This is a genomic window from Pseudomonas sp. R3.Fl (assembly GCF_023516765.1).
Classification (GTDB): Bacteria; Pseudomonadota; Gammaproteobacteria; order Pseudomonadales; family Pseudomonadaceae; genus Pseudomonas; species Pseudomonas citronellolis.
Genome location: NZ_JAMGSO010000001.1, coordinates 7,254,939 through 7,271,083, shown reverse-complemented (window position 1 = coordinate 7,271,083; position 16,145 = coordinate 7,254,939). Strand labels below are relative to the sequence as shown.

General features: G+C 67.9%; 12 protein-coding genes. 7 read left to right on the top strand and 5 right to left on the bottom strand.

Going from position 1 to position 16,145, the window contains the following annotated elements:
• Positions 1–2: 2 nt before the first annotated feature.
• A complete protein-coding gene (locus M8R19_RS32070) occupies positions 3–431 on the bottom strand; it encodes an Lrp/AsnC family transcriptional regulator (protein WP_064583129.1) in 429 nt (142 codons plus the stop codon).
• Positions 432–696: 265 nt separating this feature from the next.
• Between M8R19_RS32070 and M8R19_RS32065 the strand changes: the two genes are divergently transcribed.
• Positions 697–2,379, top strand: a complete 1,683-nt coding sequence (locus M8R19_RS32065; protein WP_249920019.1) for a flavin monoamine oxidase family protein — start codon at positions 697–699, stop codon at positions 2,377–2,379.
• A 16-nt stretch (positions 2,380–2,395) separates the two neighbouring features.
• Positions 2,396–3,184, top strand: coding sequence for a carbon-nitrogen hydrolase family protein (locus tag M8R19_RS32060; protein WP_249920018.1), 789 nt, complete (start codon positions 2,396–2,398; stop codon positions 3,182–3,184).
• A gap of 927 nt (positions 3,185–4,111) precedes the next feature.
• Here M8R19_RS32060 and fusA read toward each other — a convergent pair.
• Complete coding sequence (gene fusA, locus M8R19_RS32055) at positions 4,112–6,220, bottom strand: elongation factor G (RefSeq protein ID WP_116424429.1); 2,109 nt, start codon at positions 6,218–6,220, stop codon at positions 4,112–4,114.
• 251 nt (positions 6,221–6,471) lie between these two features.
• On the opposite strand from fusA, the gene M8R19_RS32050 reads away from it, so the two are divergent.
• From M8R19_RS32050 to M8R19_RS32040, 3 genes are all read left to right on the top strand, one after another.
• The gene (locus tag M8R19_RS32050; RefSeq protein WP_249920017.1) at positions 6,472–6,975 is read left to right on the top strand and encodes a sigma-70 family RNA polymerase sigma factor; all 504 of its coding nucleotides are present in this window, start codon (positions 6,472–6,474) and stop codon (positions 6,973–6,975) included.
• On the top strand, positions 6,975–7,949 hold the full coding sequence (locus M8R19_RS32045) for a FecR domain-containing protein (RefSeq protein WP_249920016.1): 975 nt from the start codon (positions 6,975–6,977) through the stop codon (positions 7,947–7,949). The genes M8R19_RS32050 and M8R19_RS32045 overlap by 1 nt, the downstream gene beginning before the upstream one ends.
• A 124-nt stretch (positions 7,950–8,073) precedes the next feature.
• Positions 8,074–10,482 (top strand): TonB-dependent receptor, encoded by a 2,409-nt coding sequence (locus M8R19_RS32040; RefSeq protein WP_116424427.1) that lies wholly within the window; start codon positions 8,074–8,076, stop codon positions 10,480–10,482.
• 36 nt (positions 10,483–10,518) lie between these two features.
• Here M8R19_RS32040 and M8R19_RS32035 read toward each other — a convergent pair whose 3' ends face one another.
• Together M8R19_RS32035 and M8R19_RS32030 are read right to left on the bottom strand one after the other, a co-directional pair.
• The gene (locus tag M8R19_RS32035; protein WP_249920015.1) at positions 10,519–12,009 is read right to left on the bottom strand and encodes an AbgT family transporter; all 1,491 of its coding nucleotides are present in this window, start codon (positions 12,007–12,009) and stop codon (positions 10,519–10,521) included.
• 129 nt (positions 12,010–12,138) lie between these two features.
• Complete coding sequence (locus tag M8R19_RS32030; protein ID WP_249920014.1) at positions 12,139–13,299, bottom strand: M20 metallopeptidase family protein; 1,161 nt, start codon at positions 13,297–13,299, stop codon at positions 12,139–12,141.
• A gap of 135 nt (positions 13,300–13,434) precedes the next feature.
• Between M8R19_RS32030 and M8R19_RS32025 the strand changes: the two genes are divergently transcribed.
• Positions 13,435–14,322 carry a LysR family transcriptional regulator gene (locus M8R19_RS32025; RefSeq protein WP_249920013.1) on the top strand — a complete coding sequence of 296 codons (888 nt, stop codon included), beginning with the start codon at positions 13,435–13,437 and terminating at the stop codon, positions 14,320–14,322.
• Positions 14,323–14,767: 445 nt separating this feature from the next.
• On the top strand, positions 14,768–15,427 hold the full coding sequence (locus tag M8R19_RS32020; protein WP_249920260.1) for a DsbA family oxidoreductase: 660 nt from the start codon (positions 14,768–14,770) through the stop codon (positions 15,425–15,427).
• A gap of 349 nt (positions 15,428–15,776) precedes the next feature.
• On the opposite strand, the gene M8R19_RS32015 is transcribed toward M8R19_RS32020, so the two are convergent.
• Positions 15,777–16,112: a ribonuclease E inhibitor RraB gene (locus tag M8R19_RS32015; protein ID WP_009620390.1), complete on the bottom strand. Its 336-nt coding sequence runs from the start codon at positions 16,110–16,112 to the stop codon at positions 15,777–15,779.
• Between the last annotated feature and the right edge of the window lie 33 nt (positions 16,113–16,145).

The window sequence follows — 16,145 nt, the reverse complement described above, 5'->3', positions numbered from 1 at the left end:
CCCTAGCGGTCGATGCGGGTGGAGAGAATGATCGACGACATGGTGCGCTCCACCCCGTCGAGCGCGCCGATGCGGTCGAGCAAGGCGTCCAGGTCGCGGATCGACAGGGCCTCGACGATGGCGATCATGTCGAACTGGCCGCTCACCGAGTGCAGCGTCTTCACCTCGGGAATCTTCTCCAGCGCCTGCACCACCTGATGCGACAGCTTGGGCAGCGCCGTCACCAGCACATGGGCGCGCACCAGCGACTGCGCGTAGCTGTCGGCCACCTTGATCGAATAGCCGCTGATGATGCCCTGCTGCTCCAGGCGCTCGATCCGGCTTTGCACCGTGGAGCGCGACACCCCGAGCTTGCGCGCCAGTTCGGAAACCGACTCGCGGGCATTGGCGCGCAGGAGGTTGAGCAGGGCCGCATCGGCATTTCTCGTCATTTTGTCGAATCCATTGGTTGAATTGCCTGGAATAGCTCCGTCATTTTGCAGATTGGCGGATTCATTTCAACGACCGGCTTTGCCACCATGTGCACCAGCGCCGGCCCGCCAGGGCCGGCCGACAAGCCTGGCCAGGCTTGCCCTCTCCGCGTGCCCGCCATCCATCGGAAGGCTGGCCGCGGAGCGCGTGCGGCGGTGCAAGAGACACCTGCCTGGGCAATGCTGGAACAAGGGCCAGGCACGCCAGAACCCTTGGGAGAGATAAATGCACAACAACCGCCACCCCCATACCCCCGGCAAGCAACCGGTGACCATCTTCGGCCCGGACTTCCCCTTCGCCTTCGACGACTGGCTGGAGCACCCGGCGGGCCTGGGCAGCATCCCGGCGCACAACCATGGCCAGGAAGTGGCCATCGTCGGGGCGGGCATCGCCGGGCTGGTGGCGGCCTACGAACTGATGAAGCTGGGCCTGAAGCCGGTGGTCTACGAGGCCTCGAAGCTGGGCGGCCGGCTGCGTTCGGAGCCCTTCGAGGGCGCCGAGGGCGTCATCGCAGAACTGGGCGGCATGCGCTTCCCGGTCTCCAGCACGGCCTTCTACCACTACGTGGACAAGCTGGGCCTTGAGACCAGGCCCTTCCCCAACCCGCTGACGCCGGCCTCCGGCAGCACCGTGGTGGACCTGGAAGGCACCAGCCACTACGCGGAGAAGATCGACGACCTGCCGCAGATCTTCCGCGAGGTCGCCCAGGCCTGGGCCGACGCCCTGGAGGACGGCGCGCGCTTCTCCGAGATCCAGGACGCCATCCGCGCGCGCGACACCGTCAAGCTCAAGGCGCTGTGGGACGAACTGGTGCCGCTGTGGGACGACCGCACCTTCTATGACTTCGTCGCCACCTCCAAGGCCTTCTCGCGCCTGTCCTTCCACCACCGCGAAATCTTCGGTCAGGTCGGCTTCGGCACCGGCGGCTGGGACTCGGACTTCCCCAACTCGATGCTGGAAATCTTCCGCGTGGTGATGACCAACTGCGACGACCACCAGCACCTGGTGGTCGGCGGCGTCGAGCAGGTGCCGCGCGGCATCTGGAACCACGCGCCGGAGCGCTGCGCGCACTGGCCGGCCGGCACCTCCCTGGCGAAGCTGCACAACGGCGCGCCACGCCCGGGGGTGAAGAAGATCGCCCGCGCCGCCAGCGGCAACCTGGCGGTCACCGACTACTGGGGCGACACCCGCGAATACGCCGCGGTGCTGACCACCTGCCAGAGCTGGCTGCTGACCACCCAGATCGAATGCGAGGAAGCGCTGTTCTCGCAGAAGATGTGGATGGCCCTGGACCGCACCCGCTACATGCAGTCGTCGAAGACCTTCGTCATGGTCGACCGGCCGTTCTGGAAGGACAAGGACCCGCAGACCGGCCGCGACGTCATGAGCATGACCCTCACCGACCGCCTGACCCGCGGCACCTACCTGTTCGACAACGGCGACGACAAGCCCGGGGTGATCTGCCTGTCCTACTCCTGGATGAGCGACGCCATGAAGATGCTGCCGCACCCGGTGGAGAAGCGCGTGCAGCTTGCGCTGGATGCCTTGAAGAAGGTCTACCCGAAGGTGGACATCGCCAGCCACGTGATCGGCAACCCCATCACCGTGTCCTGGGAGGCCGATCCGCATTTCCTCGGCGCCTTCAAGGGCGCCCTGCCTGGCCACTACCGCTACAACCACCGCATGTACTCGCACTTCATGCAGGATGACCTGCCCGCCGAGCAGCGCGGCATCTTCATCGCCGGCGACGATGTATCCTGGACCCCGGCCTGGGTCGAAGGCGCGGTACAGACCTCGCTGAACGCCGTGTGGGGCATCCTGCACCACTTCGGCGGCGCCACCCACCCGGACAACCCCGGCCCCGGCGACTGCTATGCCGAACTGGGCCCCGTGGCCCTGCCCGACTGACCAAGGAGGAAGCGCCATGCGCCTCGCCCTCTACCAGTGCCCCCCGGGGCCCGACGACCTCGCCGGCAACCTGCGCCGGCTGCGGGAGGCCGCGCAACGCGCGGCCGCCCAGAGCGCGGACCTGCTGGTCTGCCCGGAAATGTACGCCAGCGGCTACAACATCGGCGCCGAACGCGTCGCCGCCCTGGCCGAAGCCGCCGACGGCGCCATCGCCGAGACGGTGGCGGGGATCGCCCGGGAATTCGACGTCGGCATCCTCTACGGCTACCCGGAAAGCAACCCGGCCGGCGCGCCGTTCAACAGCGTGCAGCTGATCGACCGCCGCGGCGAGCGCCGCGCCAACTACCGCAAGACGCACCTGTACGGCGACCTCGACCGCGACCAGTTCAGCCCCTCGGACGAGCCGCCGGCGATCGTCGAGCTGGACGGCTGGAAGCTCGGCCTGCTGATCTGCTTCGACGTCGAGTTCCCCGAGGCCGTGCGCACCCTGGCCCTGGCCGGCGCCGACCTGGTGCTGGTGCCAACGGCCAACATGCACCCCTATGAGTTCGTCTGCCAGGTGCTGGTGCCCACCCGCGCCTACGAGAACCAGGTGTTCCTCGCCTACGCCAACTTCCAGGGCAGCGAAGGCGAGCTGGAATACTGCGGCCTGAGCTGCGTGGTGGCCCCGGACGGCCAGGTGATAGCCCGGGCGAAACAGGCCGGGGAACTGCTGATCGCCGATCTCGAGCCGGAACGCATAGCCATGGTCCGCGAGGGCTACAGCTACCTGCGGCTGCGCAGGCCGATGCTGTATCGGTCCTGATGGCGCGGCTGTAAGGTACGCCCCTCCCCCGTAGGAGCGGACCTTGTCCGCGATAGCCGGACGTTCCGGCGCGGATCGCGGATAAGATCCGCTCCTACGCCGCCCCACCCACACCACGCCCCTGTAGGAGCGCGCCCTGCGCGCGATTCGCAGGCAGGGCCTGCTCCTACAGTCCCCCGGGAGGCACGGCTTCTCGTAGGAGCGAGCTTGCTCGCGAACTGCATGGCACCGCGTCTGTTCGCGAGCAAGCTCGCTCCTACAAAGAGCACCCCGGCGCGGCCTGCAAACCCACCCACACCATTCCCATGCATGTAGGAGCGCGCCCTGCGCGCGATTCGCAGGCAGGGCCTGCTCCTACAGTCCTCTGGGAAGCACGGCTTCTCGTAGGAGCGAGCTTGCTCGCGAACCGCATGGCACCGCGTCTGTTCGCGAGCAAGCTCGCTCCTACGAAGAGCGCCCCGGCGCAGCCTGCAACCCGCCAGCACCACGCCCCTGTAGGAGCGCGCCCTGCGCGCGATTCGCAGGCAGGGCCTGCTCCTACAGTCCCCCGGGAAGCACAGCTTCTCGTAGGAGCGAGCTTGCTCGCGAACCGCATGGCACCGCGTCTGTTCGCGAGCAAGCTCGCTCCTACAAAGAGCACCCCGGCGCGGCCGGCAACCCGCCCGCACCACGCCCCTGTAGGAGCGCGCCCTGCGCGCGATTCGCAGGCAGGGCCTGCTCCTACAGTCCCCGGGAGGCACGGCTTCTCGTAGGAGCGAGCTTGCTCGCGAACCGCATAGCACCACGTCTGTTCGCGAGCAAGAACTGGGCGTCCCCCTCGCTCCTACAAAGAGCACCCCGGCGCGCGAATCGCAGTCACCATGAGGCACCGCATCCCGCCCCAATGAAAAACGGCGCCCTCGGGCGCCGTTCTTCACCCCCCAAACCTCACCCGTTGTTCTTCTTCACGATGGCATCGGCGATATTCGCCGGCGCCTCGGCGTACTTGGTGAACTCCATGGAATAGCTGGCGCGCCCCTGGGACATGGAACGCACGTCGGTGGCGTAGCCGAACATCTCGCCCAGCGGCACCTCGGCGCGGATCACCTTGCCCGCCGGGGTGTCTTCCATGCCCTGGATCAGGCCGCGGCGGCGGTTCAGGTCGCCCATCACGTCGCCCATGTAGTCCTCGGGGGTCACCACCTCGACCTTCATCACCGGCTCCAGCAGCACTGCGCCGCCCTTCTGCGAGAGCTGCTTGGTAGCCATGGAGGCGGCGATCTTGAAGGCCATCTCGCTGGAGTCGACGTCGTGGTACGAGCCGTCGTACACCGTGGCCTTCAGACCGATCAGCGGGTAGCCGGCGAGCACGCCGTTGTGCATCTGTTCCTCGATGCCCTTCTGGATCGCCGGAATGAACTCCCGCGGGATCACCCCGCCGACCACCTCGTTGTGGAACTCCAGGCCGTCCTTGCCCTCGTCGCCCGGCTCGAAGCGGATCCAGCAATGGCCGAACTGGCCGCGCCCGCCGGACTGGCGGACGAACTTGCCCTCGATCTCGCACTTGCGGCGGATCGCCTCGCGGTAGGCCACCTGCGGCTTGCCGATGTTGGCCTCGACGTTGAACTCGCGGCGCATGCGGTCGACGATGATGTCCAGGTGCAGCTCGCCCATGCCGGAGATGATGGTCTGCCCGGTCTCCTCGTCGGTCTTCACGCGGAACGAAGGGTCCTCCTGGGCCAGCTTGGACAGGGCGATGCCCATCTTCTCCTGGTCGGCCTTGGTCCTGGGCTCCACCGCCACCGAGATCACCGGGTCGGGGAAGTCCATGCGTTCGAGGATGATCGGCTTGTCGATGGCGCACAGGGTGTCGCCGGTGGTGACGTCCTTCATGCCGATCAGCGCGGCGATGTCGCCGGCGCGCACTTCCTTGATCTCCTCGCGCTGGTTGGCGTGCATCTGCACCATCCGCCCGACGCGCTCCTTCTTGCCCTTCACCGAGTTGAGCACCGCGTCGCCGCTGCTCAGCACACCCGAGTAGACGCGGGTGAAGGTCAGGGTGCCGACGAAGGGGTCGGTGGCGATCTTGAAGGCCAGCGAGGAGAACGGCTCGCTGTCGTCGGCGTGGCGCTCGTCGTGCTTCTCCTCGTCGTCCGGGTGGGTGCCGTTGATCGCCGGGATTTCCGAGGGCGCCGGCAGATAGTCGATCACCGCATCCAGCACCAGCGGCACGCCCTTGTTCTTGAACGAGGAACCCAGCACCGCCGGGACGATCTCGTTGGCCAGGGTGCGCTGGCGCAGGCCGGCCTTGATCTCCTCCAGGCTCAGCTCCTGGCCCTCGAGGTACTTGTTCATCAGCTCGTCGTTGGCCTCGGCGGCGGCCTCGATCATGTGCGCGCGCCACTCCTCGGCCAGCGCCTGCAGTTCGGCGGGGATGGGCTCCTCGCGGTAGCTGGTGCCCTGGTCGTCGTCGTTCCAGTAGATGGCCTTCATCTTCACCAGGTCGATCTGCCCGTTGAAGTTCTCCTCCGCGCCGATGGCCAGCTGGATCGGCACCGGGTTGTGGCCCAGGCGCCGCTTGATCTGCTCGACCACGCGCAGGAAGTCGGCGCCCTGGCGGTCCATCTTGTTCACGTAGGCCAGGCGCGGCACGTGGTACTTGTTGGCCTGGCGCCACACCGTCTCGGACTGCGGCTCGACGCCGTCGGCGCCGCTGAACACCACCACGGCGCCGTCGAGCACGCGCAGCGAGCGCTCCACCTCGATGGTGAAGTCGACGTGGCCGGGGGTGTCGATGATGTTGAAGCGGTACTTGTGCGGGTACTGCTTGGTCGAGCCCTGCCAGAAGGCGGTGGTGGCCGCCGAGGTGATGGTGATGCCGCGCTCCTGCTCCTGCACCATCCAGTCCATGGTCGCCGCCCCGTCGTGCACCTCGCCCATCTTGTGGTTGACCCCGGTGTAGAACAGGATGCGCTCGGTGGTGGTGGTCTTGCCGGCGTCCACGTGCGCGACTATGCCGATGTTGCGATAAAGCTCGATGGGCGTGGTGCGAGCCATGATGTGCTCCGTTTCTGCTGGATGACTTGAGGTTTCGACCGCGAACGGCAAAGCCGTCCGCCGAAGAAGGCAAACCCTCGAATTATGCATTCGGGACAGGCTCAAGGTAGCGCGTCTGCGCGGCAATTCCAGTGCCGATGACGGCGCCCGGCACATGCGCCGACCGGCTGCGGCATCGCGGCATTGCATCGCGCGACTGAACCGACATAAAATGAGAGTCATTCGCAAATGATCATCTGGCGCACGACACCGTGGCATTCGCCGAACCCTCCGCCGACCAGCACCTGCACACCCTCTACGAACGCCACCACGGCTGGCTGCAGCAATGGCTGCGCGGCCGCCTGGGCAACGCCTGGGATGCCGCCGACCTGGCCCAGGACACCTTCCTGCGCCTGCTGCGCCGGCCGCTGAGCGACGTCGGCGATCGCCCGCGCGCCCTGCTCACCCACATCGCCAAGGGCCTGCTGGTGGACCGCTGGCGCCGCCAGGAACTGGAACGCGCCTACCTCGAAGCCCTCTCCGCGCTGCCCGAGGAACTGGCCCCCGGCCCGGAAGCCCGCGAACTGATCCTGGAAACCCTGGAGTGCATCGATGCGGCGCTGGGCGAACTGCCCGCCCTCACCCGCGAAGCCTTCCTGCTCGCGCAGCTGGACGGCCTCACCTACCCGGCCATCGCCGAGCGCCTGGGCCTGTCCCTGGCGACCGTCAAGCGCTACATGCGCGCGGCCTTCATCGCCTGCCTGAGCTTGGCCTGATGCACGAGCAGACGCTGGACCCACGCATCCTCGGCGAAGCCGCCGACTGGCTGGTGCGCCTGGGCGAACGCCCGGCCAGCGCCGCCGACCTGCGGGCCATCGAGCAATCCATCGAGCAATGGCGCGGACGCAGCGCGCAGCACGCCGAAGCCTGGCGCCGCGCCGAAAGCCTGCTCGGCGGCCTGCAGCAGCTGCCGCCGGGCACGGGCCGGCAGAGCCTGCAACGCCTCGGCGAACGCGGCCTGAGCCGGCGGCAGATGCTCAACCGCCTGGGCCTGCTGCTGGCGGTGGCGCCCGCGGCCTGGCTGGGCGCGCGCCAGCTGCCCTGGGCCGAATGGAGCGCCGACCAGCGCACCGCCACCGGCGAGCGAAAGCGCGTGCAACTGCCCGACGGCAGCCTGCTGACGCTCAACACCGGCAGCGCCGTGGACATCCGCTTCAGCCCGCGGGAACGCCGCCTGCGCCTGCTCGACGGCGAAATCCTCGTCGCCACCCACGCCGACCCGGCGCCCGCGCCGCGGCCGTTCCTGGTGGAAAGCCGCCAGGGCCTGCTGCGCACCGCCGGCGCGCGCTTCGCCGTGCGCGACCTGGGCGAGGCGTGCCGGGTGGCCGTGCTCGAAGGCAGCGTCGCCGTGGAACCCTTCGCTACCGCCGCGCGCCGCCAGGTCGAGGCCGGTCAGCAGCTGCTGTTCAGCGCCAGCGCCCTGCAGGCCGTGCAGACGGCGGACGCCAATGCCAGCAGCTGGGAAAACGGCATGCTGCTGGCCCAGGACATGCGCCTGGACGCCCTGCTGGCCGAACTGGGCCGCTACCGCAACGGCGTGCTGCGCTGCGCGCCCCAACTGGCCGGGCTGCGCGTCAGCGGCGCCATCCCCCTGGGCAACGACGACGCCGGCCTGCGCCTGCTGGCCGACATGCTGCCGCTGAAGGTCAGCAGCCTGACGCGCTACTGGGTGACCCTGGAGCCCGCCTGAACCCCGCCGCTACGCCGCCCCAACGACCCCCGAAAATTTTTTCATCCGCCATGACACCTTTTTCCTGCTCGTCCGGTGAAGGAGGAAACACCCCATTCACTCCTCGCGCCGACAGGATCACCGCATGACCACCCGCCTCCGCCTGAAGCCCCACACCCTCGCCCTGGCCATCGGCCTCGCCCTGCAGGGCGCCACCCTGCCCGGCCTGGCCGCGGAAACCGCCAGCGTGCAACGCCAGTACGACATCGCCCCAGGACCGCTGGGCGAGGTGCTGGCCCGCTTCGCCGCCCAGGCCGGCGTGCCCCTGGCCTTCGAGGCCGCCACGTTGAACGCCCGCCACAGCGACGGCCTGAAAGGCAGCTACGACGCCGAGGACGGCCTGATGCGCCTGCTGGAAGGCAGCGGCTACCGCCTGGTGCGCAAGCCCAGCGGCTACGGCGTCGAAGCCATCGCCCGGGACGGCGAGGCCCTGGAGATGGGCGCCACCACCGTCAGCGCCGTGGCCCAGGCCCCCGGCGAACTGCCGCCGGTCTATGCCGGCGGCCAGGTGGCCCGCGGCGCCCGGCTGGGCATGCTGGGCAACCAGGACATGCAGGACGTGCCCTTCGCCTTCTCCAGCTACACCGCGCAGGCCATCAAGGACCAGCAGGCGCAGACCGTCGGCGACGTGCTGCTCAACGACGCCGCGGTGCGCCAGGGCAACGGCTACGGCAACTTCTCGCAGATCTTCGTCATCCGCGGCCTGCCGCTGAGCACCGACGACGTCTCGCTCAACGGCCTGTACGGCGTGACGCCGCGGCAGATCATCGGCACCGAGTCGCTGGAGCGCGTCGAGCTGTTCAAGGGCTCCAACGCCTTCATCAACGGCGTGACGCCCAGCGGCAGCGGCATCGGCGGCGCGGTGAACCTGCAGACCAAGCACGCCGAGGATGTCCCCACGCGCAGCCTGAGCCTGGACTACGGCAGCGACAGCCAGGTTGGCGAACACCTCGACCTGGGCCAGCGCTTCGGCGAGGACAACCGCTTCGGCGCGCGGCTCAACCTGGCCCAGCGCGAAGGCGACAGCGCCATCGACGACAACGCCCAGCGCTACAAGCTGGCCAGCGTCAACCTCGACTACCGCGGCGAACGCCTGCGCCTGAGCAGCGACTTCGGCTACCAGAAGCAGCGCATCAACCAGGGCCGCCCGGTGGTCTACGTCGGCAGCGGCGTCACCAGCATCCCCCACGCGCCCGACGCCGACAGCAACTACGGCCAGGCCTGGAGCTACTCGCAGCTGGAAGACACTTACGGCATGTTCCGCGGCGAATACGACCTGAACGACAACTGGACGGTCTACCTCTCCGGCGGCGCCAAGCACACCCGCGAGAACGGCAGCTACTCCTCGCTGACCCTGAGCGACAACGCCGGAACCGCCGGCGGCGGCACCATGGACGCCACCCACGACGAGGACAACAAGAGCGCCATGGCCGGCCTCAACGGCCGCTTCCACACCGGCCCGGTGAGCCACCAGCTGAACTTCGGCCTGGCCGGCATCTGGGCCGAGCAGCGCAGCGCCTACCGCATGGCGCTAACCAAGTACCCGGCCAACCTGTACCGCCCCGCGCAGGTCGCCAAGCCGGCCACCACCTACTCCGGCGGCGACTACAACGACCCCGGCATCGTCGGCAAGACGCGCAACCGCAGCGCCGCCGCCTCCGACACCCTGGGCTTTCTCGACGACCGCGTGCTGCTGACCCTCGGCGTGCGCCGCCAGAGCATCGGCACCGACGGCTGGAGCTACGCCGGCGTGCGCAACGCCGACTATCGAGAGTCCATCACCACGCCGGTGTACGGCATCGTGGTCAAGCCCACCGAGTACCTGTCGCTGTACGCCAACCGCATCGAAGGCCTGGCCGCCGGCCCCACCGCGCCCTCCACCGCGGTCAACGTCGGCGAGGTGTTCGCCCCGCAGCGTTCCAAGCAGATCGAAGTGGGCGCCAAGCTGGACTTCGGCAGCTACGGCGGCAACCTGGCGTTCTACCGCATCGAACAGCCCACCAGCGTCACCGACCCGGACACCAAGGTCTTCAGCGTCGACGGCGAGCAGCGCAACCGCGGCGTCGAGCTGAACCTGTTCGGCGAACCGCTGCAAGGCCTGCGTCTGCTGGCCGGCGCCACCTGGATCGACACCGAGCTGCGCAACACCGCCGGCGGCGCCAACGACAGCAACCGCGCCATCGGCGTGCCGCGCTTCCAGTACAACCTCGGCGCCGACTGGGACGTGCCCGGCCTCGACGGCCTGGCGCTCAACGGCCGCCTGCTGCGCACCGGCGGCCAGTACCTGGACCAGGCCAACAACCTGAGCATCCCGGCCTGGACCCGCGTCGACCTGGGCGCCCGCTACCGCTTCAAGGTCGAGCAACGCGACGTGATCCTGCGCGCCAACCTGGAAAACGTCGCCAACGAGGACTACTGGGCCTCCACCATCGGCGGCTACCTGACCCAGGGCGAGCCGCGCACCCTGCGGGTGTCCGCCACCGTCGACTTCTGAAGCCGCGGGCCGGGCGCGCGCTCGCCCGGCCCCCGCTCAGTCGAGGTACAGGCCCACGCCGGGGGCGATCGGCAGCCCCAGCTCCATCCAGAGGATGAGGAACAGCGTCCAGCACAGCAGGAAGCCCAGGGCCACCGGGATGGTCATCGACGCCAGGGTGCCGATCCCGGCGTCCTTCTGGTAGCGCTGCAGGAAGGCCAGGCACAGGCTGAAGTAGGGGCTCATGGGCGTGACTATGTTGGTCGAGGAATCGGCGATGCGGTACGCCGCCTGCACGAAGGCCGGCTCGAAGCCCACCAGCATCAGCATCGGCACGAAGATCGGGGCCATCAGCGACCACTGCGCCGAACCCGAGGTGATGAACAGGTTCATCAGCGTCACCAGGCCCAGGAACGCCAGCACCAGCGGGATGCCGCCGAAGCCGCTGCTGTCGAGCAGGTGCGAGCCGCCGACGGCGATCCATTCGCCCAGGTGCGTCCACTTGAACCAGGCGAGGAACTGCGAGATGGCGAAGAACAGCACCAGGGTCGGCGCCAGCTCCTTGATCGCCTCGGCCATGAAGCCGATGGCATCGCGGGCGTCGCCGATCTTCCCCACGCTGCGGCCGTAGACCCAGCCCAGGACCAGGAAGAAGATGGCGAAGACGGCCACCGCGCTGGTGAGGAACGGCGAAGGCACCAGCCCGCCCTCGGGGTTGCGCAGCGGCGAGCCGGCCGGCAGCACCGCGGCGAGGACCAGGGCGGCCAGCACCAGCGCCGCCCAGCCGGCGCGCTTCAGCCCCTTGAGCTCCCGCGCGCTGATCGGCTGGATGTCGACCACCACGCTGCCGCGGTACGGGCCGGCCAGGGGCTCGACGATGCGCTCGATGATGAAGGCGCCGATCACCGACAGCAGCACGGCGGAACAGGCGACGAAATAGTAGTTGTCGATGGGCGAGACGTAGACCGCGGGGTCGATCGTCTGCGCGGCGCTGGTGGTGATCCCGGAGAGGATCACGTCGGTCGGGGTGATCAGCAGGCTGGCATCGTAGCCCGCCCCCACCGCGACGAAGCCGGTCACCGCGCCGACCAGGGGGTTGCGCCCGGTGGCCTGGAAGATCATCGCCGACAGCGGGATGAGGATGACGAAGGCGGCGTCGGCGGCCACGTGGCTGCACATGCCGACGAGGAAGATGACGAAGGTGGTCAGGTAGCGTGGGGCCTTCATCACGCTCACCTGCATCAGCGCCCCGACCAGCCCGGTCTTGTCGGCCACGCCGATGGCCAGCAGGATGACCAGCACCGCGCCCAGCGGCGGGAAGCTGACGAAGTTCCTGACCACCGAGGTCAGTGCGAAAACCAGGCCCTCGCCAGAAACCAGACTCCTGACCGTGACCAGGTCGCCGGTCTTGGGATGGACGCCGGACACCCCGGACGCCGCCAGCGCCCAGGACAGGAGCGCGACGCCCAGGCACAGCCAGGCGAACAGGACGACCGGGTGTGGGAGCTTGTTGCCCGCCCGTTCGATGGCGTTGAAGAAACGCTGCATGGTGAATTTTCCTTTGCCAGCCGCCGGCCGCTCGGGGCGCGGCGAAGCTGGCCTGCACGGATTGCCGGATGGCCCGCCTCGGCGCCGCCGCAGGATGGCGGCGCGGCGCGGGCCCGTGAGTGCCTTCGCTCAGGGATTGGTCCCGAGGCGCCGCTCGGCGATGGCGACGAACATGCCCGCCGCGACGGGCAGGATTTCGTCGCGATAGTCGTAGTGCGGATGGTGAAGGTAGGCGCCGTCCTCGCCGTTGCCGACGAAGAAATAGCAACCCGGCACTTTCTCCAGGTAGAAAGCGAAATCTTCCGCCCCCATGGTCGGAAGCTGGTGCATGTAGCCCGCCTTGTCCGCGCCGAGGGCGTCGATGGCGGTTTCCACCACGAAGGCGGTTTCGTCGGCGTCGTTGACCAGCGCCGGGATGCGCATCGTCCGCACCAGTTCGGCGCTGGCGCCATGGGCCTGGCAGACCCGGTCGACGACGCGGCGCAGCGTCTCGTCGATCACCGCGGCGGCTTGCGGCGAGCCGTCGCGGGTGTTGATCATCAGCGTCGCCTGGCCGGGGATGACGTTCTGGCTGTTGCCGCCATGGAACTGCGTGACCGTCACCACCCCGGACTCCAGCGGCGACAGGCGGCGGCCGACCACGCCCTGCAGCGCCTGGACCACCGCCGCGCCGACGAAGATCGGGTCGATGGCCAGGTCCGGGCGCGAGGCATGGCCGCCCTTGCCGCTGATGGTGACCTCATACAGCGAGCTGCCGCCCATGCTCGGCCCGGCCTTGGCGAACACCCGGCCCAGCGGATAGCCCGGGCGGTTGTGGTAGCCGAAGATGGCCTCGACGCCCTCCAGCGCGCCCTCCTCGATCATCCGTTCGGCGCCCAGGCCGCCTTCCTCCGCGGGCTGGAACAGCAGCTTGATGCGCCCGCGAAGATGGTCGTGATTCCGGGCGAGCCGGCCGGCGGCCAGCAGCAGCGAGGCGGTGTGCCCGTCGTGGCCGCAGGCGTGCATCTTGCCCGGCGTGCGCGAGGCATAGGGCAGCTCGGTGTCCTCCAGGATCGGCAAGGCATCCATGTCGGCGCGCAGGCCGATGGTGGGGCCGGGGCGGCCGGTGTCGAGCAGCGCGACGACGCCGGTCCCGGCCACGCCGGTGCGCACTTCGTAGCCATGGCGGCGCAGGAAGGCGGCGACGAGGTCGGCGGTGGCGTGCTCTTCGTACTTGAGTTCGGGATGGCTGTGCAGTTGCTGGCGGATGGCGGTGGCCTCGGCAATCGCCTCGCCGGTGAATACGGACATCGATGATCTCCCAGAGGGGTTTCGTTGTTGTTGTTCTGCCCGGTCTGTCGGCGAGGATTGTTAGCAGTCCGCGCGCGATGCCACAATTTCATTAATTCGCAGCCACCCTTGCCTTTTATGCAAAGCACAACCGCCATGCAGCATCTAGCCCTGCGTTACTTCCTGGAAGTGGCCCGCAGCGGCTCCATCACCGAGGCCTCGGCCCGATTGCACGTCTCCGGCTCCGCGATCAGCCGGCAGATCGCCCGCCTGGAGCAGGAGCTGGGCGTCGAGCTGTTCGAACGGCGGCCGCGCGGCATGCTGCTCAGCCCGGCCGGCGAACTGCTGGCGCAGCGCGCCCGGCGCATCGCCCTGGACACCGAAAGGGCCCTGGCGGACGTGCGCGAACTGCAGGGCCCGCAGCGTGGCCTGGTGCGCCTGGCGGCCTACGAGGGCTTCGCCATCGACTGGCTGCCGCGGATACTCGCGGACTACCGCCGCACCTACCCGGGCGTGCGCTTCCACGTCTGGGTGGGCAACTCGGCGGACATCTGCGCGCGCGTCGGCGACGGCAGCGCCGACATCGGCATCACCTACAGCTATTCCGCGCCGGCCGGGGTGAAGGTGGAACGCATCGTGCGCCGGCCGATGCACGTGCTGGTGCCGCGCGACAATCCGCTGGCCACGCGGGAACAGGTCACCCTGGCCGACCTGGCGTCCGAGCCCATGGCCCTGCCGGACCAGCAGCGCACGCAACGCCAGCTGGTCGACACCGCGCTGGCCACCCAGGGGCTGTCCATGGAGCCGGTATTCACCACCAACTCCATGGCAAGCCTGAAGGCCTTCGCCCTGGCGGCCGGGACGCTGATGTTCATCAGTTCCCTGGGCAGCCGGGGCGGCAACCTGCCCGAAGGCGTGGTCGCGGTGCCGGTGGCGGACGACTCCATGCAGGCCAGCGTGCTGCAGATCGTCACGCTGCAGGGGCGCCATCTGCCTGCCGCCATCGTCGAATTCCTGGGTTGCCTCGATCGGGCGATCGAGTGAGGGCGGGTTGCCGGGGCGTGGGCGGGACAGCTAGCAAACCTCGAAAATAATTCCATTATTTTCAGTAGGCTGCATGTCATTTCTAATGTCGAATATACGATTTCCGGTAGGAATAACCTGCGCATTCGCATGATAAATTATTGAATATCAATAGCTTATGATTGATATAGAGAAATAGTCTCACGCCCAGTCACTTCCTCCGCATCCCGCCATCGCGCCGGAGCCCAGGCAGGGCAAGACCTGTAGCCTGTACCTGGGCAGCTGGAAGCATGCCTGAGTTAAAGCCATTTCTATAATATAAATATTCCTTATATATCAAATAGATAAAAATAAAACCTAAAGTCATCAGGAAGAAGTAGCTACGCCACGCCCCACCGGCACTGGATCACCCAGGGCAAAAAGGTCCATGCTTGAACACCGAAACCCCAAGGCGGAGATCGCCCGTATGCGCGAAGCCATCACCCTCGATTTCGTCTCAGACGTGGTCTGCCCCTGGTGCGCCATCGGCCTTTGCGGATTGCTCGAAGCCATCCAGCGCGTCGACGGCGAGATCGACGTCGAGCTGCGGATCAAGCCCTTCGAACTCAATGCCGACATGCCCGCCGAAGGCGTGGACCTGGTCGAGCACCTACAGCGCAAGTACGGCAGCAGCGCCGAAGACATCGCCAGCAATCACAAGCGCATCCGCGACTTCGGCGAGGAAGTCGGCTTCCACTTCGACCTGCACAAGCGCCAGCGCATCTACAACACCTTCGACGCCCACCGCCTGCTGCACTGGGCCGCCGAACAGGGCCGCGACCTTGCGCTGAAGCAGGCGCTGCTGCACGCCTACTTCGGCGAAGGGCGCAACATCAGCGACAACGAGGAACTGCTGGACCTGGCCACCAGCGTCGGCCTGGACCCGGTGCGCACCCGCGAGATCCTCGACAGCGACGCCTATGCCAGCGAAGTGATCGAGGAAGAGGAATTCTTCACCAGCCACGGCATCCGCGCCGTGCCGGCGGTGATCATCAACGGCCGCCAGCTGATCTCCGGCGCGCAATCGGCCGACTACTACGAAAAGGCCCTGCGCCAGGTGGCCGAGAAATCCGAGCCGGTGCCGTAAGCCGGCTACGCCAAGACGCTCTTCGTAGGAGCGAGGGGGACGCCTAGTTCTTGCTCGCGAACAAACCCGGTGCCATGCGGTTCGCGAGCAAGCTCGCTCCTACGAGAAGCAATGCTCGCCTGCTACGTAGGAGCGGACCTTGTCCGCGATGGCCGGACATCCCGGCGCGATTCGCGGATGAGATCCGCTCCTACGCCGCCCCACCCGCGCCATTCCCATTGTAGGAGCGCGCCCTGCGCGCGAATCGCGGGCAGGGCCCGCTCCTACAGGTAATGCCCAATCGCGGATAAGATCCCGCGCCCACAAAAAAGCCGGGGCCCTGCCCCGGCTTTTTTCACCACATCCCGCCTCAGAGCGCCGACCAGCCGTCGGTCTTGCCGCCCAGCGGTTCGGAATGCTCGGCCAGCAGTTCCTCGTAGCCGCTGATGCTCTCGTGGGTCGGCTCCATCACCGGGTAGGCCAGGACCTGCCAGGGGTTGGCCGGGTCGCCGTCGTACTCGGAATAGGCCACCTTCTGGCCGTTCTGCAGCAGGAGGATGGCGAAATCCAGCGCCGCCTGCTCTTCCGGGAAGATCACGGCGAATTCCACCTCACGCTCGAACGAAAGGTCCTCGCCGTCTTCCTGCAGGGCCCACAGGGCGTCACCGATCTCGTCGTCGGGGAAGAGTTGCTTGTCGCGGGTCATGTCACAGCTCCAGTAGAAAGGGGCATCCGGGCG

Coding starts and splice junctions, on each gene's coding strand:
- M8R19_RS32070 (WP_064583129.1), bottom strand. CDS start 431: ATGACGAGAAATGCCGATGCGGCCCTGCTCAACCTCCTGCGCGCCAAT.
- M8R19_RS32065 (WP_249920019.1), top strand. CDS start 697: ATGCACAACAACCGCCACCCCCATACCCCCGGCAAGCAACCGGTGACC.
- M8R19_RS32060 (WP_249920018.1), top strand. CDS start 2,396: ATGCGCCTCGCCCTCTACCAGTGCCCCCCGGGGCCCGACGACCTCGCC.
- fusA (WP_116424429.1), bottom strand. CDS start 6,220: ATGGCTCGCACCACGCCCATCGAGCTTTATCGCAACATCGGCATAGTC.
- M8R19_RS32045 (WP_249920016.1), top strand. CDS start 6,975: ATGCACGAGCAGACGCTGGACCCACGCATCCTCGGCGAAGCCGCCGAC.
- M8R19_RS32040 (WP_116424427.1), top strand. CDS start 8,074: ATGACCACCCGCCTCCGCCTGAAGCCCCACACCCTCGCCCTGGCCATC.
- M8R19_RS32035 (WP_249920015.1), bottom strand. CDS start 12,009: ATGCAGCGTTTCTTCAACGCCATCGAACGGGCGGGCAACAAGCTCCCA.
- M8R19_RS32030 (WP_249920014.1), bottom strand. CDS start 13,299: ATGTCCGTATTCACCGGCGAGGCGATTGCCGAGGCCACCGCCATCCGC.
- M8R19_RS32025 (WP_249920013.1), top strand. CDS start 13,435: ATGCAGCATCTAGCCCTGCGTTACTTCCTGGAAGTGGCCCGCAGCGGC.
- M8R19_RS32020 (WP_249920260.1), top strand. CDS start 14,768: ATGCGCGAAGCCATCACCCTCGATTTCGTCTCAGACGTGGTCTGCCCC.
- M8R19_RS32015 (WP_009620390.1), bottom strand. CDS start 16,112: ATGACCCGCGACAAGCAACTCTTCCCCGACGACGAGATCGGTGACGCC.